Origin of the sequence: Paracoccus sp. R86501 (genome assembly GCF_042466435.1) — a bacterium.
Taxonomy (GTDB): Bacteria; Pseudomonadota; Alphaproteobacteria; order Rhodobacterales; family Rhodobacteraceae; genus Paracoccus.
The window spans coordinates 3,042,980-3,059,092 of the sequence record NZ_JAXHPZ010000001.1 but is presented as its reverse complement, the minus strand read 5'-3'; the positions used below and the strand labels follow the sequence as shown (position 1 = coordinate 3,059,092).

The window sequence follows — 16,113 nt, the reverse complement described above, 5'->3', positions numbered from 1 at the left end:
TTGTAAGTTTTGTGAAATCAAACCAAATTAACGCGTAACATACTGTAATTTAACGAATTCACGCGCGACCCAAAACGCGTCCCCATGCGACCCGACGACGAATCACAAGGCGCGATGCGAGAATCGCCAGAATCGCGAACAGCCAGAAATAGGGCTCACGCTCATTCACCTTCACGGCCCAGACCCAATGCAGGCCGACCAGCACTGCGGCCGCGTAGACAAGCTTGTGCAGCTTGCGCCACGCCTGCCCGCCCATGCGCCGGATCGACAGGTTGTTCGACGTGATCGCCAAGGGCAGCAGCATGACGAAGGCCCCCATTCCGAACAGCAGATAACGTCGCTTCAGGATGTCCTGCCCCATCTGCGCCCAAAGGAACCCCATATCCATGACGACCCATGACAGGACATGCGGCAGCGCATAGGCAAAGCACAGCACACCAAGCGCCCGACGAAAGCGCATCAGCGATATCCCCGTCAGCCGCAGCAGTGGCGTGACCGCCAGTCCCGCCACCAGCAGATAGAGCGCGGTCCGGCCCAGACGATGCTCGATCGCCTGCACGGGGTCCGCCCCCAAGCCGCCGGTGAAGGTGTCCCACAGCAGCAGGGCGAAAGGCAGCGCCCCCGCCAGCCAGACGACCGGAACGGGGATGCGGCGAAGGATATCGTTGGTGGCGCGGATCATCAGTAGTTCACCGACAGGTCCATGCCAGCATACATCTGGGCGACCTGATCGCCATAACCGTTGAACATCTGCGTCGGCTCGCGCCCTGCAAACAGCCCTGCCCCCACGCGGCGTTCGGTGGCCTGGCTCCAGCGGGGGTGATCGACATTGGGGTTCACATTGGCATAGAAGCCGTATTCAGAGGCCTGCAGCTGCTTCCATGTATTGACCGGCTGTTGGTCCGTCAGCTTGATCCGCACGATCGACTTGATGGATTTGAAACCGTATTTCCATGGCACGACCAGCCGGATCGGCGCGCCGTTCTGGTTAGGCAGAACCTCGGAATAAAGCCCTGTCGCCAGAATGGTCAGCGGGTTCATCGCCTCGTCCAGACGCAGACCCTCGCGATAGGGCCAGTCGAGGATGGCGCGCTGTTGGCCGACCATTTCCTCGGGACGGACCAGGGTTTCGAATTCGACGTATTTCGCACCGGGCTGCACGCCCACCTTGTTCAGCACGGATGCCAGGGGCACGCCCAGCCACGGCACGACCATCGACCACGCCTCGACGCAGCGCAGACGATAGATGCGTTCCTCCAGCGCGTTGTCGGGGGCCAGATCCTCGACACCATAGCTGCCGGGGCGGTCAACCAAGCCGTCGATCTGCACCGACCAATCGACGGTGGTCAGCGCGCCCGCATTGCGCTTGGGGTCTTCCTTGCCGGTCCCGAATTCATAGAAGTTGTTATAGCTGGTGATCTCTTCCAGCGTATTGGGGGCCTGATCGGTGGAATATGGCGACGCCTTGCCCGACAGCGCCATCGCCGGCCTGCCCATCAAAGCGGGGGCTGCCAACGCGACAGCACCAGCCGCCATGAATTTGCGACGGTCCATATAGATGGCCTTGGGGGTTACGTGGGACCAGGTCAGCTTCATGTCATCCTCCGGATCTGACGGGCGCGTGGGCGCGACCCGCTGCATCTTTGCATATGCACGCACGCCACGGCGTTCTGGTGCATCACATTCGGTTGACACTTCGCAGCCAAAGGCCGGAACGTTACAGGTCAGTCGGCCAGAATCTGGTCCAGAAATGCCGCGCCAAAGCGTTCAAGACGGGGTCCGTCCAGATAGCGCCCCAAGGCATCAAGGTTCTGCGGCTTGTGTTCGGCAATGCGCTTGATCTGCTGGGTGGTGCAGGACAGGGGCTTGTCGATGCCACCTTCGCCACGCTGCAGGCGCAGCTGTTCTTCCTGCAACCGGTCGAACAGCGCACCCTCGGGACGGCCAGCCAAGGCGCGGCGGGCCGGATGCATCTGCGGCTGGTCGCCCGCGATGACCGACAGGAACTGCTGGCCATAGCTTTCCAGCTTCTTGGCACCCACGCCGCTGATCCCGGCCATCTGGTCGATATTCTGGGGCCGACGCTCGGCCATCTCGATCAAAGTGCGGTCGGGGAAGATGACATAGGCGGGCACACGCGCCGCCTCGGCCAGCGCCCGACGCTTGGCCTTCAGGGCCGACAGCAGCGGCTCGTCCTCTTCGGACACCTGGGTGCGCAACACGTTCGCGCCCTTGGCGCCTTGGGTCGTGTCCTGACGCAGGGTGACGCTTTCATCGCCGCGCAGGATGGGATGGGCGGCCTCGGTCAGATGCAGCGCGCCGTGGCGTTCGGGATCGGGGCGGCATAAATCCAGTCCCATCATCTGCCGGAAGATCGCCTGCCACTGGCCTTTCCCGAAGTCCTTGCCGACCCCGAAGGTGGGCAGCTGGTCATGGCCGCGTTCGCGGACCTTCTCGGTCTGGTTGCCTGTCAGCACGTCGATCAGATGGCCACTGCCGAACCATTCGCCGGTCCGCACGATGGCGGACAGCGCCTTGCGGACGGCCATCGTGCCGTCGAACAGCTTGGGCGGGGTTTGGCACAGGTCGCAATTGCCGCAATCCTGCGCCATGTCTTCGCCGAAATAGGCCAGCAGGCGGCGGCGGCGGCAGCCGGTCGCCTCGGCCAGACCCAACAGGGCGTTCAGACGGGCGTGGTCGGCGGTCTTGCGGGCCGGATCGGCCAGACCTTCATCGACCTGCGTGCGGCGCAGGCGGATATCGTCGGGACCGTAAAGCGTCATCGTATCCGCCGGATCGCCATCACGACCCGCACGGCCGATTTCCTGATAATAGCTCTCGATGCTTTTGGGCAGATCGGCGTGGACCACCCAGCGGATGTCGGGCTTGTCGATGCCCATGCCGAAGGCGACGGTCGCCACGACGATCAGCCCGTCCTCGCGCTGGAACCTTGCCTCGGCCTCGCGGCGGGCCTCGGCCTCCATGCCGGCGTGATAGGCGATGGCGGGGTGGCCTTCGTCGCGCAGCGCCTGCGCCAGCGTTTCGGTGCGGGCACGCGACCCGCAATAGATGATGCCCGACTGACCGCGGCGACCTTCCACATAGGATGTCACCTGCTTGCGCGGGCTGTTCTTGGGCTGGAAGGCCAGCCGGATGTTCGGGCGATCAAAGCCGCGCAGGAAGGTCACGGGTTCCTGCCCGTCGAACAGGCGGGTGACGATTTCAGCGCGGGTTTCAACATCGGCGGTGGCGGTAAAGGCCGCCAGCGGCACGTCCAACGCCCGCTTCAATTCCCCGATGCGCAGATAATCGGGGCGGAAGTCATGGCCCCACTGGCTGACGCAATGCGCCTCGTCCACGGCGATGGCGGTGACATTGGCGCGACGCAACAGGTTCACCGTCCCGCCGGATGCCAGCCGCTCGGGCGCCATATAGAGCAACTTCATTTCCCCGGCTTGCAGGGCCTGGAAGACGGCGTTGGTTTCTTCGTCGGTATTGCCGCTGGTCAGGGCACCGGCATTGACGCCTGCCGCGCGCAAGGCACGCACCTGATCCCGCATCAGGGCGATCAGCGGTGATATCACCACCGTCACCCCGTCGCGCATCAACGCGGGCAACTGGAAGCACAGCGACTTGCCGCCACCCGTGGGCATGATGGCCAAGACGTCGCGGCCACCGGCCACGGCCTCGACAATCTCCTGCTGGCCGGGCCGGAAGCCGTCAAAGCCCCAGACCTGCCGCAGCAGATCATCTGATGCCAGATCCCGTGCCATCATGCGCCGTAGAAGAAGCCTGCATTATTGGCCAGCGCGCGCTGCAGGATAATGATGACGATGAATACGATCAGCGGTGCCAGATCCAGACCGCCCATATCGGGCAGGCGGCGGCGGATCGGGGAATAGATCGGCTCCAGCAGACGGTTCAGACCGTCCCAGATCTGGGCGACCAGGGGCTGGCGCAGGTTCAGCACCTGAAAGTTGATCAGCCAGGACATGATGATGTGCACGATCATGATGAACCAAAGAACCTGCAAAATCAGTTGCAGCGCCTCATATAGCGTACCCATCGTCACTCCTGCTTCATCCATATTGGCGGTTCTGCCCTGTATGCTTGTGCAGATGGCAGGACGCAAGCGGCTGCGACCCGATGCCGCCGCGTCCGGGTTGACGGGACCGCGATCCGCGGCCACCCAAGGATGCAAATGAAAGGGCCCGCATGTATCCGATATTCCGCTTCGCCAAAGAGCTGCTGAAATTCCGCAATGCACCGGCCTTGCCCCCTACGGGCACGCATGTGTCCACCCATATCTGCTGGCCGTGGGATCTGGACCCCTGGATCGAGCTGAACAACGGCCGCACCCTGACGCTGTTCGATCTGGGGCGCATCCCGCTGGCGCGGCGCACGGGGATGATCCCGATCCTGCGGTCCAACAAATGGGGGATCACAGTGGCGGGCAATTCGACCCGCTATCGCCGACGCATCCGGGCCTTCGACCGCTTCACCATGCTGTCGCGGATGGTGGGCTGGGATCACCGCTTCGTCTATATGGAGCAGTCGATGTGGAAGGACGGCGAATGCTGCAACCAGGTGCTGATCCGCAGCGCCATCACCTCGGCCAAGGGGATCGTCCCCCCGGCCGATGTCGTGCGCGCCTTGGGCCACGACATGGAAAGCCCCGCCCTGCCCGAATGGATCACCGCATGGATCGCGGCGGATGCCGAACGCCCCTGGCCCCCCGCCATCCCCGAGGACGCGAAACTTTCCTTGCCACTCTGACGCGCCGGGGGCCTTATGTCCCCAAGCCGGAATACCGGCACGGGACAGGGGGACGCGATGAACCGCAAGCGCATCTGGGGGTGGTGGTTCTTTGACTGGGCCAGCCAGCCCTTTCACACGCTGCTGCTGACCTTCGTCTTCTCGATCTATTTCGCCGAGGTCGCGCGTCGCCATTTCATCGCGCTTGGCGACAGCGCGGGCCTTGCGGGGGCGAACGCGCAGGCGCTGTGGGGCTACGGGCTGTCGGTCGCCGGGGTGATTATCGCCCTGCTGGCCCCGGTCCTGGGCGCCATCGCCGACAGCTCGGGGCGCAGGATGCCTTGGGTCTGGCTGTTTTCGGGGCTGTATGTCGTGGGTTCCGCGGGGCTGTGGTTCCTGATGCCCACGCAACCGGCGCTGATCCAAGCCGTGGTGCTGTTCGGCATCGGTCTGATCGGGGTGGAATTCGCGACCATCTTCACCAATGCCATGCTGCCATCGCTTGCCCCGCGCGATGAAATCGGCCGCCTGTCCGGGTCCGGCTTTGCCTTCGGATACCTTGGCGGCGTCGCGTCGCTGGCGGTGATGCTGGCGCTGTTCGCGGAAACGCCGACGGGGCGGACTTTAGCTGGCATCCCGCCGCTGTTCGGGCTGGACCCGATGCTGCGCGAGGGGACACGTTTTGTCGGACCCTTCACCGCCATCTGGTATATCGTCTTCATGGTGCCGTTCTTCCTGTGGGTCCGCGACCCCAAGGGCAGCGCCCGTCCGATCCGCATCCGTGCCGCCCTGCGCGATCTGTGGACGCTGATCCGCAGCCTTGGTCAACGTGACAGCCTGCGGAACTGGCTGATCTCCTCGATGCTGTCGCGCGATGCACTGAATGCGCTTTACGGATTCGGCGGCGTCTATGCGGGGACGGTGCTGGGCTGGCCGGTGTTTCTGGCGGGCATCTTCGGCGTGGTCAGCGCCATTTCGGCGGCGGCCATCAGCTGGCTGGGCGGACGGGCCGACCGCCGCTTTGGTCCGCGCCGCGTCATCGCCATCTGCATTCTGGCACTGACGGCGGTCTGCACCCTGCTGGTGGGGATGGACCGCGTTTCGGTCTTCGGCATGGCTGTTCCCACCGATCCGGTGCTGGCGGGACTGCGACTGCCGGACTTGCTGTTCTTTATCTGCGGGGCGGTGATCGGCGGCGCGGGCGGCGCGTTGCAGGCCGCCAGTCGCACGATGATGGTCCGCCACACCACCCCCGAACGCGCGACCGAGGGGTTCGGTCTTTACGCGCTGTCGGGCAAGGCAACCGCCTTTCTGGCGCCTTTCGCCATCGCGGTGACCACCGATCTCAGCGGCAGCCAGCGCATCGGGTTTCTTCCGCTGATCGTGATCTTTCTTGTCGCGCTGGTTCTGTTACGGTGGGTCAACCCGGAAGGAGAGGCATACCCGTGATCCGCAAGACCCTGACCGCCGCCGCCATGCTGCTTAGCCTGGCGCTGCCCGCCGCTGCCGCACCGTTGGCCAAGGACGTGTTCGGCAACGTCCCCGGCCCGACCGGCGGCACCCCCGCCGCCTTCGGCACCTATAACAAGGGCTGCTTCAACGGCGGCGTCCAGATGCCGGAAAGCGGCCCGTCGTGGCAATCCATGCGCCTGTCGCGCAATCGCAACTGGGGCCACCCCGATCTGGTGAACTTCCTGCAGGGCCTGTCGCAGGCCGCCACCAAAATGGGCTGGAACGGTCTTTATATCGGCGACATGAGTCAGGCCCGCGGCGGCCCGATGCTGACCGGCCATGCCAGCCACCAGATGGGGCTGGATGCCGACATCTGGATGCTGAAGCCGCAGAGCCTGTCGCTGTCGCGCCAACAGCGGGAAAACATCTCCTCGGTTTCGGTGGTGGCGTCGAACGGGCTGGGCATGTCGGGATATTGGACGCCGTCCCATGCGGCGCTGATCCAATCGGCGGCAATGGACCCGCGCGTCGACCGGATCTTTCTGGATGCCGCGATCAAGGATGCCATGTGCAAGGCCAATGGCAACCGGGGGTCCTGGCTGCAAAAGCTGCGCCCGACGCCGAACCACGACTATCACTTCCACGTCCGCCTGAACTGCCCTGCCGGCAACAGGGGCTGCACCAATGGCGCGGCACCGGTCGCGGCGCTGTCGGGCAATGACAACGGCTGCGGTGCCGCCGCGCAGGAACTGGCCTATCGCGCCAACCCCTCGTCGCGTCCCAAGGGCGGGCCCGGAAATCCAAACTATCGCCACCCCCGCACCTATCAACTGGCTGAAATGCCCCGCCAATGCCAGATCATCGGCACCGCGCGCTAGGCGCCATCCTGACCACGCTGCTGTTCACCGCGCCTGCTGATGCAGGCGCGGTTCTTGATTATGTGGGCACCTATGTCTGGTCGCGCCCCGAGGCCAGTTTCGGCGGCTTTTCCGGCATCGAGATCAGCCCCGACGGCAGCGAATTCCACGTCCTGTCCGACCGCGCGCATCTGTATTGGGGCCGCGTCCAGCGCGACCCGCGCGGCATCGTGCGTGACATGATGGTGGCCGGACGCGCGCATCTGCAGGACAGCAAGGGCCAGCCGCTGCCGCCCGGCTATATCGGCGACAGCGAAGGTCTGGCCATTGGCGACCATAACGACATCTGGGTCAGCTTCGAGGGGTTCGACCGCATCGCGCGCTATGACGACCCCGACCGCCCCGCCATCACCCTGCCGCCCCCGCCGGAACTGCCCGGCATGGGCAAGAATGCCGGACTCGAGGCGCTGGCGATCCGCGCCGACGGCACCGTCATGGCCATCCCCGAGGAATCCGATAACGACGCCACGCCCTTCACCGTCCTCTCCTATGCCGACCGCGAATGGTCCGAATATTCGACCATCCGCCGCGATCCACGCTGGCTGCCGGTGGGGGCGGATTTCGGGCCGGACGGCTGGTTCTATCTGCTTGAACGCGACTTTCACGGCATCCTGGGTTTTTCGTCGCGTGTCCGGCGGATGCATCTGACACCGGGGCAGGCGCAGGACGACCAGATCCTGCTGGAAACCAAGCCGCTGCAATATGACAATCTTGAGGGGCTGTCGGTTTGGGACGACGGGGTGGGCACGCGGCTGACCATGGTGTCGGACGACAACTTCCTGTTCGTCCAGCGGACCGAGATCGTGGAATACCGCCTGCGCGAAGACGACCCCGACGCCCCCGCAAATTGACAAGACCGGGCGCGGGCGCTTATGGCACCCGCTGCCCATGCCGATATGGGCCGAGTTCTTCCGCAACCTTGTAAAACGGAAATTCCGCATGACCCGCTTTCTGCCCGGCATTCTTGCCATGGCCGCCATCGTCGTGGCCTCGAACATCCTGGTCCAGTTCACCGTCGCCGACTGGCTGACATGGGGTGCCTTTACCTATCCGCTGGCCTTTCTGGTCACCGACGTCATGAATCGCGTCTATGGCGCGCCTGCCGCGCGGCGCGTGGTGCTGGTCGGCTTCGTCGCTGGCGTAATCTGTTCGCTGATCGCCGCGCAGATGGATGCGACGACGCTGCGCATCGCCATCGCATCCGGAACGGCCTTTCTGGTCGCGCAACTTGTTGACATCGCCGTCTTTGACAGCCTGCGCGGCGGTCGCTGGTGGCGGGCTCCGCTGGCGTCGACGCTGGTCGGATCGGCGCTGGACACGGTCCTGTTCTTCGGGATCGCCTTTGCCGCGGTGCTGCCGCATGACATCAACACCGGCTGGTCATCCGAGGCGGTTCCGCTGCTTGGTCAAGGTCCGGTCACCGCGCTGTGGGTTTCGCTGGCAGTTGCCGATTGGTTGGTCAAACTTTGTCTGGCGCTACTGGCCCTTGTGCCGTTCCGCCTGATCGTGCGCAATTTGTTGCGCAATGCGGACAAAAGCTGATTGACAGAATTTGGATCTGTGGCAACCTCAACCCATAACGGCAAACTTTTGAAAGGAGGTGGTCCAGTGTCTAGAGTGATATTGGAGAGCGGTGTCGGAACAGTCTGGGGGGCCGTGGCCTGAGGGCAAACCTGAAGGTCGTAAACCCTGATTGGGACCGGACGGGTTTCTATCCCTAACCGGACCATCTCCGTGGAACTCGCGGGCCGCCAGATCTAGGCGGTCCGTTTCCAGTTCAGGCAGACCGGGTCACCCCCCGCATGCCTGCACAGAAAAAGGGCGGTCCGATCGGACCGCCCTTTTCCATGTTACCTGCCGTGGCTGGCACGCATGCCGCCCACGACGACCGCGGCCCAGACCACTGCCGCGGCCCACCAAAGGCCACCGCTGATCAAGGCCATGCCGATCAGCCCCGCTTGCACCACGTAATAGGCCATGGTGATCAGCGTCTTGCGGATCAGGTCGCCTTCACGGTCGGTCAGGCCGACGGTGGCAGATGCGGCAACGACGTTATGCACGCAGATCATGTTGCCAGCCGCACCGCCGACAGCCTGCAGCACCACGACGACCGTGATGCCTGCCAGATCCAGCCCGATCCCTTGCGCGGTCGAGAATTGGAACAACGAGAACATCATGTTCGACACCGTGTTCGACCCGGCGATGAAGGCGCCAAGCGCGCCAACTACGGGCGCAAAGATCGGCCATGTCGCGCCGGTCGCGGCAGCCATCCCCTGTGCCAGCGTGATCGGCATGGACGCCATCCCCTCGGACCCCGAGTTGATGAAGACCTGCACCATCGGCACCGCCAGCAACAGCGCGGGTGCGGCCGCCAGCATCGTCTTGCCCGAAATCGCCCAAGCCCGACCGTAGTCACGCCCGCGCATCCGGAACAGCGCGACCGAGATCAGCGAGGCCACGATCATCACACTGCCCGGTGCATAAAGAAACTGCGCCGAGGCGTTGATCCCCGACCCGAAGAGGTCGCGGAAGGCGATGGTCGTGGACGGGCCCGTCAGCCATGCCTTCAAGGGCGCGATGGTCCGCGTCAGCACCAGCAGAACTGCCACGATGACATAGGGCATCCATGCCGTCAGCAGCGAGATCTGGCGGCCTTGCGGGCCAAGATCGGCCTCCTCGGGGTGGACGCTGCCTTGCCAGCCGTCCTCCCATTGGTCGCGGGGGGGGAAGTCGAAGCTGTCGCTTGGCAGGAACCATCCGGCACGCGCCGCAGGCACCACGATCAGCAGCCCGATCAGACCGCCCAGCAGCGACGGGAATTCCGGCCCCAACACGCGCGCCACCAACAAATAGGGAAGCGTGAAGGCCAGACCCGCAAAGATGGCGAACTTCCAGGCGCGGAACCCTTCGGCAAAGCTGCGGCTTGCGCCGAAGAACCGCGTCAGCATCCCCACCATCAGCAGCGGGATCAGCACGCCGACCAGCGCATGGACCAGCGCCACCTGCGCCGCCACCACCGGCACGTATTCGGCCAGTGTCATCGGCGCGATGGCGGCATCCACCGCCTCGCTGTTCGACAGGCCGGTGTTGATGCCCACCAGCATCGGCGTGCCGACCGCGCCGAAGGACACCGGCGTCGATTGGATGATCAGCGTGACCATGACCGCCGCCATGGCCGGAAATCCGATGGCCAGCAGCAGCGGTGCGGCCACCGCGGCGGGCGTCCCGAAGCCCGACGCGCCCTCGATCATCGATCCGAACATCCAGGCGATGATGATCGCCTGAATGCGCCGGTCCGGCGAAATGTCGGTAAAGCCGCGCCGGATCGTCCGGATCGCGCCCGATTCCTGCACCGTATACAGCAGCAGGATGGCCCCGAAGACGATGTACAGCAGCGTCACCGCCGTCACCAATCCGTTGACCGTGGCCCCCGCGACGCGCGCGATCGGCGCGCCCCACAGCACCAGCGCCAGCATCACCGTGACGACATAAGCCGCCAGCATCGCCAGCTTGGCCGATCGTCGCATGACGACCAGCAGCACGAAAACGATCGCGACGGGCAGTGCCGCCGCGACAAAGAATACTCCCTGTGACACCTCGTCTCCTCCTCGATTTGTCTGCATCAGTCGAGGCAGGCGGCGGGATCTAAGCAAGGAAAAACCGGCCCGCATTGCAGGCCGGTCAGTTGACGTGTCAATTTGGTATCGTGCTTTTGTCTGAGGTCAGTCCCGCTGAATCGCGATGGCGATGCCCTGACCGCCGCCGATGCACATGGTGATCAGGCCGGTGCGCTTGCCGGTCCGCTCCAGTTCCGCCAGCGCCTTGACCATCAGGATTGCGCCGGTCGCGCCGACAGGGTGGCCAAGCGCGATTGCACCGCCGTTGGGGTTCACGCGGGCGGGGTCCAGACCCAGACCCTTGTTCACGGCCAGGGCCTGAGCGGCGAAGGCCTCGTTCGATTCGATGACGTCGAAATCGGCGGCGGTCAGGCCTGTCTTTTTCATCAGCGCCTCGACCGCGGGGATCGGGCCGATGCCCATCACCTCGGGGCGGACGCCTGCGACGGCATAGCCCAGAATGCGGGCACGGGGCGTCAGACCGGCGCGTTCGGCCGCATCGGCCCGCGCCAGAACCAGCGCCGCCGCACCGTCATTGATGCCGCTGGCATTGCCCGCCGTGACCGACCCGCCCTTTTGGAAGACCGCCTTCAGACCGCCCAGCTTGTCCATGCTGGTGTCCTTGGGGTGTTCATCGGTGTCGAAGGCGACCATGCCCTTACGGGTCTTCACCTCGACCGGGACGATCTGATCCTTGAAATGACCTGCCGCGATCGCAGCAGCCGCGCGGCGCTGCGATTCCATCGCGAATTCATCCTGCTGTTCACGGGTGATGTCATGTTCGGCGGCGACGTTTTCCGCCGTCACACCCATATGGCCGGTGCCCATCGGGCAGGTCAGCGCGCCGGTCATCATGTCCAGCATCGCCTGATCGCCCATCTTGGCCCCGAAACGGGCCGAGGGGATGACATAGGGCGAGCGGCTCATGCTTTCGGCACCGCCCGCGATGGCGAAATCGGCGTCGCCCAGCATCAATGCCTGCGTAGCCGAAACGATGGCCTGCGCGCCCGATCCGCACAGGCGGTTCACGTTCATGGCGGGGGTGGTGTGGGGGATGCCCGCCTCCAGCATGGCGACGCGCGACAGATACATGTCGCGCGGTTCGGTGTTGATGACATGGCCGAAGACCACCTGCCCGATCATGTCGGGGGCGACGCCTGCGCGTTCCAGCGCGGCGCGGGTCACGGTGGCGGCCAACTGGATCGGCGGCACGGCGGCAAGGCTGCCCCCGAAGGTGCCGATGGCGGTGCGGGCACCGGACAGGATGACGATATCATTTGCGGACATGGCGGGCCTCCTCATGGCTTTGCGGACAGAATAGGCGTGGTTCGCATCCCGGCAAGCGCGCGGCGATGTTCCGTCGCGGAACCCGCCTTTTCGCAGGCGACAAATTGCAGGCCGACACACAAGGCGCTATGCTGCCACGGAATAACGAACATGAGGCGACGCATGACACAGACCGGCCCCCGGCTGCGCATCAAGCTGCGGCTTGAATACAATTCGCCGCTGATCCTGGGCCCGGGAAAGGCCGAACTGCTGTCGCGCATCGCACGGCTTGGTTCCATTTCCGCCGCCGCGCGCGAAATGGGCATGAGCTACAAGCGCGCCTGGACCCTGGTCGAGGAGATGAACATCGCCTTTGCCCTGCCCGTCATCGACAGCGCCCGCGGCGGCCCCAAGGGCGGCGGCGCGACGGTGACCGAAACCGGCCAGAAGGTGCTGCAGCATTACCGCGCACTCGAGACCCTGCTGCTGGACGCCGGCGCCACCGATCTGAACGCGCTGAACGACCTGCTGCGACCCGAGGGCAGCAGCTAGGCCGTGTCCCGCCCATCCACCGGCTTTGTGATTTCAAAAGCGCGGGTTTTTCCCTATGATCGTAAAAAAACACGAACCGAAAAGCAGGACGAGGGCAGGATGAACACGCTTCTGAAGCTGGCCATTGTGGGGCTGGTGGCCTCATGCGGTGGCGGCAACTACAGCGCGCCGCGCCAGTTGAACAACGCTTGCGCGATCGTCGCCGAACGACCCGCCTATCTGCGTGCGATGAAAAAGGCTGAACGTCGTTGGGGTGTTCCGGTGCATGTGCAGATGGCCACGATGTATCAGGAATCCAAATTCATCGGCGACGCCCGCACCCCGCATCAATACGCGCTTGGCGTCATTCCGATCGGCCGCCAGAGCAGCGCCTTCGGCTATTCCCAAGCCCTCGATGCCACTTGGGAGGAATACCAGCGCAAGACCGGAAACCGCCGCGCCAAGCGCGACAATATCCGTGACGCCACCGATTTCATGGGCTGGTACATGGACGGCAGCCAGAACTCGCTTGGCCTGTCCAAGTCCGACGCGACCTCGCAGTATCTGGCCTATCACGAAGGACGCGGCGGCTTTGCCCGCGGCAGCCACCGCAGCAAGGGTTGGCTGATGCGGGTCGCGGCGCAGGTCGGCCAACGGTCCGAGATGTATCGCCAGCAGCTGATCGCCTGCCGCAAGGCTTGATCATGGCCGCTTGACGCGACCGCCACATGCGGGCCTTCTGTTGAAAAAACAGGGGGACCCCGTATGTACAGCGTCATCGGCACCGCAAAAAGCCGCGCCTTCCGCGTTCTGTGGATGCTCGAGGAGTTGGGACAGCCCTATACCCATATCCCTGCCAATCCCCGCAGCGACGGCGTGGCCCAGTTCAACCCGGCGGGCAAGGTGCCGGTGCTGATCGACGACGGCACGCCGATCACCAATTCCACCGCGATCCTGACCTATCTTGCCGACCGCCACGGCCAGCTGACCCATCCCGCGGGCACGCTGGACCGTGCCCGTCAGGACAGCCTGACGCAATTCCTGCTGGACGAATTCGACGCCGCCCTGTGGCTGGCCGCCCGCCACAGCTTCATCCTGCCCGAAGAAATGCGCCTCAGCGCCATCAAGAACACCTTGCGTTGGGAATTCGAGGCAAGTCAGAAGACCCTGGTAAACCGCATGGGCGAAGGTCCGTTCCTGATGGGCGACCAGATGACCGTGCCCGACATCATCCTGACCCATTGCCTGACATGGGCGCTCGGGGCGCGCTTCCCCATCGTGGAACATGATCTGACAACCTACTTGGACCGGATGCGCGAACGCCCCGCCCATCAGCGTGCCGCAGCACTTTAGACCGTGTTCAGCGCCTGCGCGGCGGCCATTCCCGCCCGGCGCCCGCTGGCCAGACATGCCGTCAGCAGATAGCCCCCTGTCGGTGCTTCCCAGTCCAGCATCTCTCCGGCGACGAAGACCCCGGGCAACGCGCGCAGTTGCAGCGCTGCATCGACCCCGTCGCGCATGATGCCGCCCGCGCTGGAAATCGCGCGTTCCAAACTCATCGGGCCATCATGCCGCAACGGCAGTGCCTTGGCCCGTGCGGCCCAACCAGCCGGGTCCGCAGGCATGGGCTGTCCCCATTCCAGCAACAGCGCCACCTTGACCGGATCGCCTAGGACCCGGCGCAGCCAGTTGCCCAGCGACAGCTTGCCACGCGGCCTTCCGAACCGCGCCGCCAGCGCCGCCATATCCAGATCCGGCGCCAGATCGACGCGCCCCTCGGCCCCGTCACGCAGGGCCGAGGCCACCTCATAGATGCCGCCGCCTTCGATCCCATGCCGGGTGATGACCCATTCGCCGCGACTGACCGCATCGCCCACGTGGATCGCGACACCCTTGACCGCAGCCCCCATGACCCGTGCCATGGCGTCAGTCCAAGCGACATTGAATCCCATGTTCGCAGGCCGAAACGGGGCGATCGGCACGCCCGCCCCTGTCAACACCGGCACCCAAGCCGCGTCCGACCCCAACCGTGGCCAGCTGGCCCCGCCCAGCGCCAGCACCACCGCATCCGCGGCGATCACACTCCGTCCTTGGGACGTTTCAAAACCAAAGCCGCCGTCCAGATCGACCCACCGCCAGCGCGACCGTAACTCGACCCCGCCCGCCCTCAAGCGCGCCAGCCATGCCCGCAAAAGGGGCGAGGCCTTCATCCCGACCGGAAACACCCGCCCAGATGATCCGGTGAACAAGGGCACGCCCAAGCCCTCGGCCCATGCCATCACCTCGGCGGGACCAAAGGCTTCTCGGTTGTCGAAATACCCCGGGGTCCGGGGCAGCGCCCCGGCGACTTTGCCCCAAAACGCATCGGGCGGCTCTGACTTGGTCAGGTTCAGCCCCGATTTGCCCGCCATCAGGAACTTGCGGGCGGGCGTGGGCATCGCCTCAGTCACGACGACGCGCCGCCCCTGGCCCATCAAAGCCTCGGCGGCCATCAGCCCGGCGGGTCCGGCTCCGATCACCAGCGCATCGACCCGCTCGGTCACCGACGCCCCCGGGGCTTCATCGCCAACCGCAGCAGCGCGCGTTCCACCAGCGGCATCTGCGGCGCGCGGCTGGCGCTGCGCAGCGTCATGTCCGCCTGCAGCAGCGTCGAGATCGCCTCCTCCAGCGGCCCCATCCCCCAGCTTTGCGCCTGCCGTGCCATCCGGTCGCGGCGCGGCCCGAAAACCGGCGGTCGCGCCCGGGCCAAAGCCACCCCCGGTCCGGCAGGATCGGCCGCCGCCAGATGCAGCGTCCGGAAATGCCGCAAGGCCGCGATGCACAGCGCGACCGGGGAAATGCCCTGCCCCTCGATCCGCCGCATCAGCGGGCCGAAGTCCCCATCGCGCCGTTCGGCGACGACATGGATCAGCTCGTCCAGCTCGGCCTCGATGGTGGCAGGGGCCAGCATGGCGATTTCCTCGGGCGTCAGAGGCGCGGGGTCCTGGTATTTGTACAGCCCGATCTTTTCGATGGTCTGACGCAGGTCGCCGGGGTCCAGCGCGCGGGCCAGCAGCATCATTTCCTTCATGGCGTCGCGCGGCACCTCGTGCAGGCCGACATCGGCCAGCCAGCGCGTCACCTCTTCGGGGCCCGGCGGATCGTCATAGATCGGGGCGGTCACCGCCTGCCCGTGCTTTTCGAACAGCTTGCGCAAGGCCGAGGATTTCGACAGCCCGCCCGCCGCCACGACGATGACCGCATCGCCCTGACGCCAGTCGGTCAGCGCGGTGGCAATCGCATCGGCGGCGGAATCGGGAGTGTCGTCCAGCAGGACGACGCGCGGACCGGGAAAGAAGCCGACCTCGCGCACCGCATCGACCAGCTGGGCGGGGTCCTTCTTCAGACCCGCGCCGGGCATGCGGGTCAGGCGCATCTCCTCGTCGGCCTTGTCGCCGACCAGCGCCAGCACCGCCTCGGCGCGCTTCATGGCCACCCGCATCGGGTCCTGACCATAGATCAGCAGCGCCGGCCGCGAAGGATCGGGGCGCGACAGATAGCGCGATATCTCGCCGCCTTTCAGCAGCATGCAAACC

At 65.2% G+C, this 16,113-nt stretch carries 16 protein-coding genes; 8 read left to right on the top strand and 8 right to left on the bottom strand.

What is annotated here, in order from left to right:
- Nucleotides 1–58: 58 nt before the first annotated feature.
- From SJY40_RS14970 to SJY40_RS14955, 4 genes are all read right to left on the bottom strand, one after another.
- Nucleotides 59–682, bottom strand: a complete 624-nt coding sequence (locus tag SJY40_RS14970; protein WP_378948203.1) for a sulfite oxidase heme-binding subunit YedZ — start codon at nt 680–682, stop codon at nt 59–61.
- Nucleotides 682–1,596 (bottom strand): protein-methionine-sulfoxide reductase catalytic subunit MsrP, encoded by a 915-nt coding sequence (gene msrP / locus SJY40_RS14965; protein ID WP_378948200.1) that lies wholly within the window; start codon nt 1,594–1,596, stop codon nt 682–684. Before msrP ends, SJY40_RS14970 begins: the two co-directional genes overlap by 1 nt.
- Before the next feature lie 128 nt (nt 1,597–1,724).
- Nucleotides 1,725–3,773 carry a DNA helicase RecQ gene (recQ, locus tag SJY40_RS14960; RefSeq protein ID WP_378948198.1) on the bottom strand — a complete coding sequence of 683 codons (2,049 nt, stop codon included), beginning with the start codon at nt 3,771–3,773 and terminating at the stop codon, nt 1,725–1,727.
- Nucleotides 3,773–4,066 carry a YggT family protein gene (locus SJY40_RS14955; RefSeq protein WP_378948195.1) on the bottom strand — a complete coding sequence of 98 codons (294 nt, stop codon included), beginning with the start codon at nt 4,064–4,066 and terminating at the stop codon, nt 3,773–3,775. Before SJY40_RS14955 ends, recQ begins: the two co-directional genes overlap by 1 nt.
- A 149-nt stretch (nt 4,067–4,215) precedes the next feature.
- On the opposite strand from SJY40_RS14955, the gene SJY40_RS14950 reads away from it, so the two are divergent.
- The 5 genes from SJY40_RS14950 (at nt 4,216) to SJY40_RS14930 (ending at nt 8,666) form a co-directional block, all read left to right on the top strand.
- Nucleotides 4,216–4,776: an acyl-CoA thioesterase gene (locus tag SJY40_RS14950; RefSeq protein ID WP_378948192.1), complete on the top strand. Its 561-nt coding sequence runs from the start codon at nt 4,216–4,218 to the stop codon at nt 4,774–4,776.
- A gap of 57 nt (nt 4,777–4,833) precedes the next feature.
- Nucleotides 4,834–6,204, top strand: a complete 1,371-nt coding sequence (locus tag SJY40_RS14945) for an MFS transporter (RefSeq protein WP_378948189.1) — start codon at nt 4,834–4,836, stop codon at nt 6,202–6,204.
- On the top strand, nt 6,201–7,085 hold the full coding sequence (gene mepA, locus SJY40_RS14940; RefSeq protein ID WP_378948186.1) for a penicillin-insensitive murein endopeptidase: 885 nt from the start codon (nt 6,201–6,203) through the stop codon (nt 7,083–7,085). Before SJY40_RS14945 ends, mepA begins: the two co-directional genes overlap by 4 nt.
- A complete protein-coding gene (locus SJY40_RS14935) occupies nt 7,058–7,975 on the top strand; it encodes an esterase-like activity of phytase family protein (protein ID WP_378948183.1) in 918 nt (305 codons plus the stop codon). Before mepA ends, SJY40_RS14935 begins: the two co-directional genes overlap by 28 nt.
- 88 nt (nt 7,976–8,063) lie before the next feature.
- Complete coding sequence (locus tag SJY40_RS14930) at nt 8,064–8,666, top strand: queuosine precursor transporter (RefSeq protein ID WP_378948180.1); 603 nt, start codon at nt 8,064–8,066, stop codon at nt 8,664–8,666.
- A 308-nt stretch (nt 8,667–8,974) separates the two neighbouring features.
- Here the strand turns inward: SJY40_RS14930 and SJY40_RS14925 are convergent, their stop codons facing one another.
- Both SJY40_RS14925 and SJY40_RS14920 read right to left on the bottom strand, forming a co-directional pair.
- Nucleotides 8,975–10,720, bottom strand: coding sequence for an L-lactate permease (locus SJY40_RS14925; RefSeq protein ID WP_378948177.1), 1,746 nt, complete (start codon nt 10,718–10,720; stop codon nt 8,975–8,977).
- 126 nt (nt 10,721–10,846) lie between these two features.
- A complete protein-coding gene (locus tag SJY40_RS14920) occupies nt 10,847–12,028 on the bottom strand; it encodes an acetyl-CoA C-acyltransferase family protein (protein WP_378948174.1) in 1,182 nt (393 codons plus the stop codon).
- A gap of 162 nt (nt 12,029–12,190) precedes the next feature.
- Here SJY40_RS14920 and SJY40_RS14915 point away from each other — a divergent pair, with 162 nt between their 5' ends.
- The 3 genes from SJY40_RS14915 (at nt 12,191) to SJY40_RS14905 (ending at nt 13,891) form a co-directional block, all read left to right on the top strand.
- Nucleotides 12,191–12,559, top strand: a complete 369-nt coding sequence (locus SJY40_RS14915; protein WP_378948171.1) for a winged helix-turn-helix domain-containing protein — start codon at nt 12,191–12,193, stop codon at nt 12,557–12,559.
- A gap of 99 nt (nt 12,560–12,658) precedes the next feature.
- Nucleotides 12,659–13,240: a transglycosylase SLT domain-containing protein gene (locus tag SJY40_RS14910; protein WP_378948169.1), complete on the top strand. Its 582-nt coding sequence runs from the start codon at nt 12,659–12,661 to the stop codon at nt 13,238–13,240.
- A 63-nt stretch (nt 13,241–13,303) separates the two neighbouring features.
- On the top strand, nt 13,304–13,891 hold the full coding sequence (locus SJY40_RS14905) for a glutathione S-transferase family protein (protein ID WP_378948166.1): 588 nt from the start codon (nt 13,304–13,306) through the stop codon (nt 13,889–13,891).
- On the opposite strand, the gene SJY40_RS14900 is transcribed toward SJY40_RS14905, so the two are convergent.
- Both SJY40_RS14900 and holA read right to left on the bottom strand, forming a co-directional pair.
- Nucleotides 13,888–15,081 (bottom strand): NAD(P)/FAD-dependent oxidoreductase, encoded by a 1,194-nt coding sequence (locus tag SJY40_RS14900; protein WP_378948163.1) that lies wholly within the window; start codon nt 15,079–15,081, stop codon nt 13,888–13,890. The genes SJY40_RS14905 and SJY40_RS14900 overlap by 4 nt on opposite strands.
- Nucleotides 15,078–16,106 carry a DNA polymerase III subunit delta gene (gene holA / locus SJY40_RS14895; protein ID WP_378948161.1) on the bottom strand — a complete coding sequence of 343 codons (1,029 nt, stop codon included), beginning with the start codon at nt 16,104–16,106 and terminating at the stop codon, nt 15,078–15,080. Before holA ends, SJY40_RS14900 begins: the two co-directional genes overlap by 4 nt.
- Between the last annotated feature and the right edge of the window lie 7 nt (nt 16,107–16,113).

Coding starts and splice junctions, on each gene's coding strand:
- SJY40_RS14915 (WP_378948171.1), top strand. CDS start 12,191: ATGACACAGACCGGCCCCCGGCTGCGCATCAAGCTGCGGCTTGAATAC.
- SJY40_RS14905 (WP_378948166.1), top strand. CDS start 13,304: ATGTACAGCGTCATCGGCACCGCAAAAAGCCGCGCCTTCCGCGTTCTG.
- SJY40_RS14950 (WP_378948192.1), top strand. CDS start 4,216: ATGTATCCGATATTCCGCTTCGCCAAAGAGCTGCTGAAATTCCGCAAT.
- SJY40_RS14930 (WP_378948180.1), top strand. CDS start 8,064: ATGACCCGCTTTCTGCCCGGCATTCTTGCCATGGCCGCCATCGTCGTG.
- SJY40_RS14945 (WP_378948189.1), top strand. CDS start 4,834: ATGAACCGCAAGCGCATCTGGGGGTGGTGGTTCTTTGACTGGGCCAGC.
- SJY40_RS14970 (WP_378948203.1), bottom strand. CDS start 682: ATGATCCGCGCCACCAACGATATCCTTCGCCGCATCCCCGTTCCGGTC.
- SJY40_RS14955 (WP_378948195.1), bottom strand. CDS start 4,066: ATGGGTACGCTATATGAGGCGCTGCAACTGATTTTGCAGGTTCTTTGG.
- SJY40_RS14910 (WP_378948169.1), top strand. CDS start 12,659: ATGAACACGCTTCTGAAGCTGGCCATTGTGGGGCTGGTGGCCTCATGC.
- msrP (WP_378948200.1), bottom strand. CDS start 1,596: ATGAAGCTGACCTGGTCCCACGTAACCCCCAAGGCCATCTATATGGAC.
- SJY40_RS14935 (WP_378948183.1), top strand. CDS start 7,058: ATGCCAGATCATCGGCACCGCGCGCTAGGCGCCATCCTGACCACGCTG.
- holA (WP_378948161.1), bottom strand. CDS start 16,106: ATGCTGCTGAAAGGCGGCGAGATATCGCGCTATCTGTCGCGCCCCGAT.
- recQ (WP_378948198.1), bottom strand. CDS start 3,773: ATGGCACGGGATCTGGCATCAGATGATCTGCTGCGGCAGGTCTGGGGC.
- SJY40_RS14920 (WP_378948174.1), bottom strand. CDS start 12,028: ATGTCCGCAAATGATATCGTCATCCTGTCCGGTGCCCGCACCGCCATC.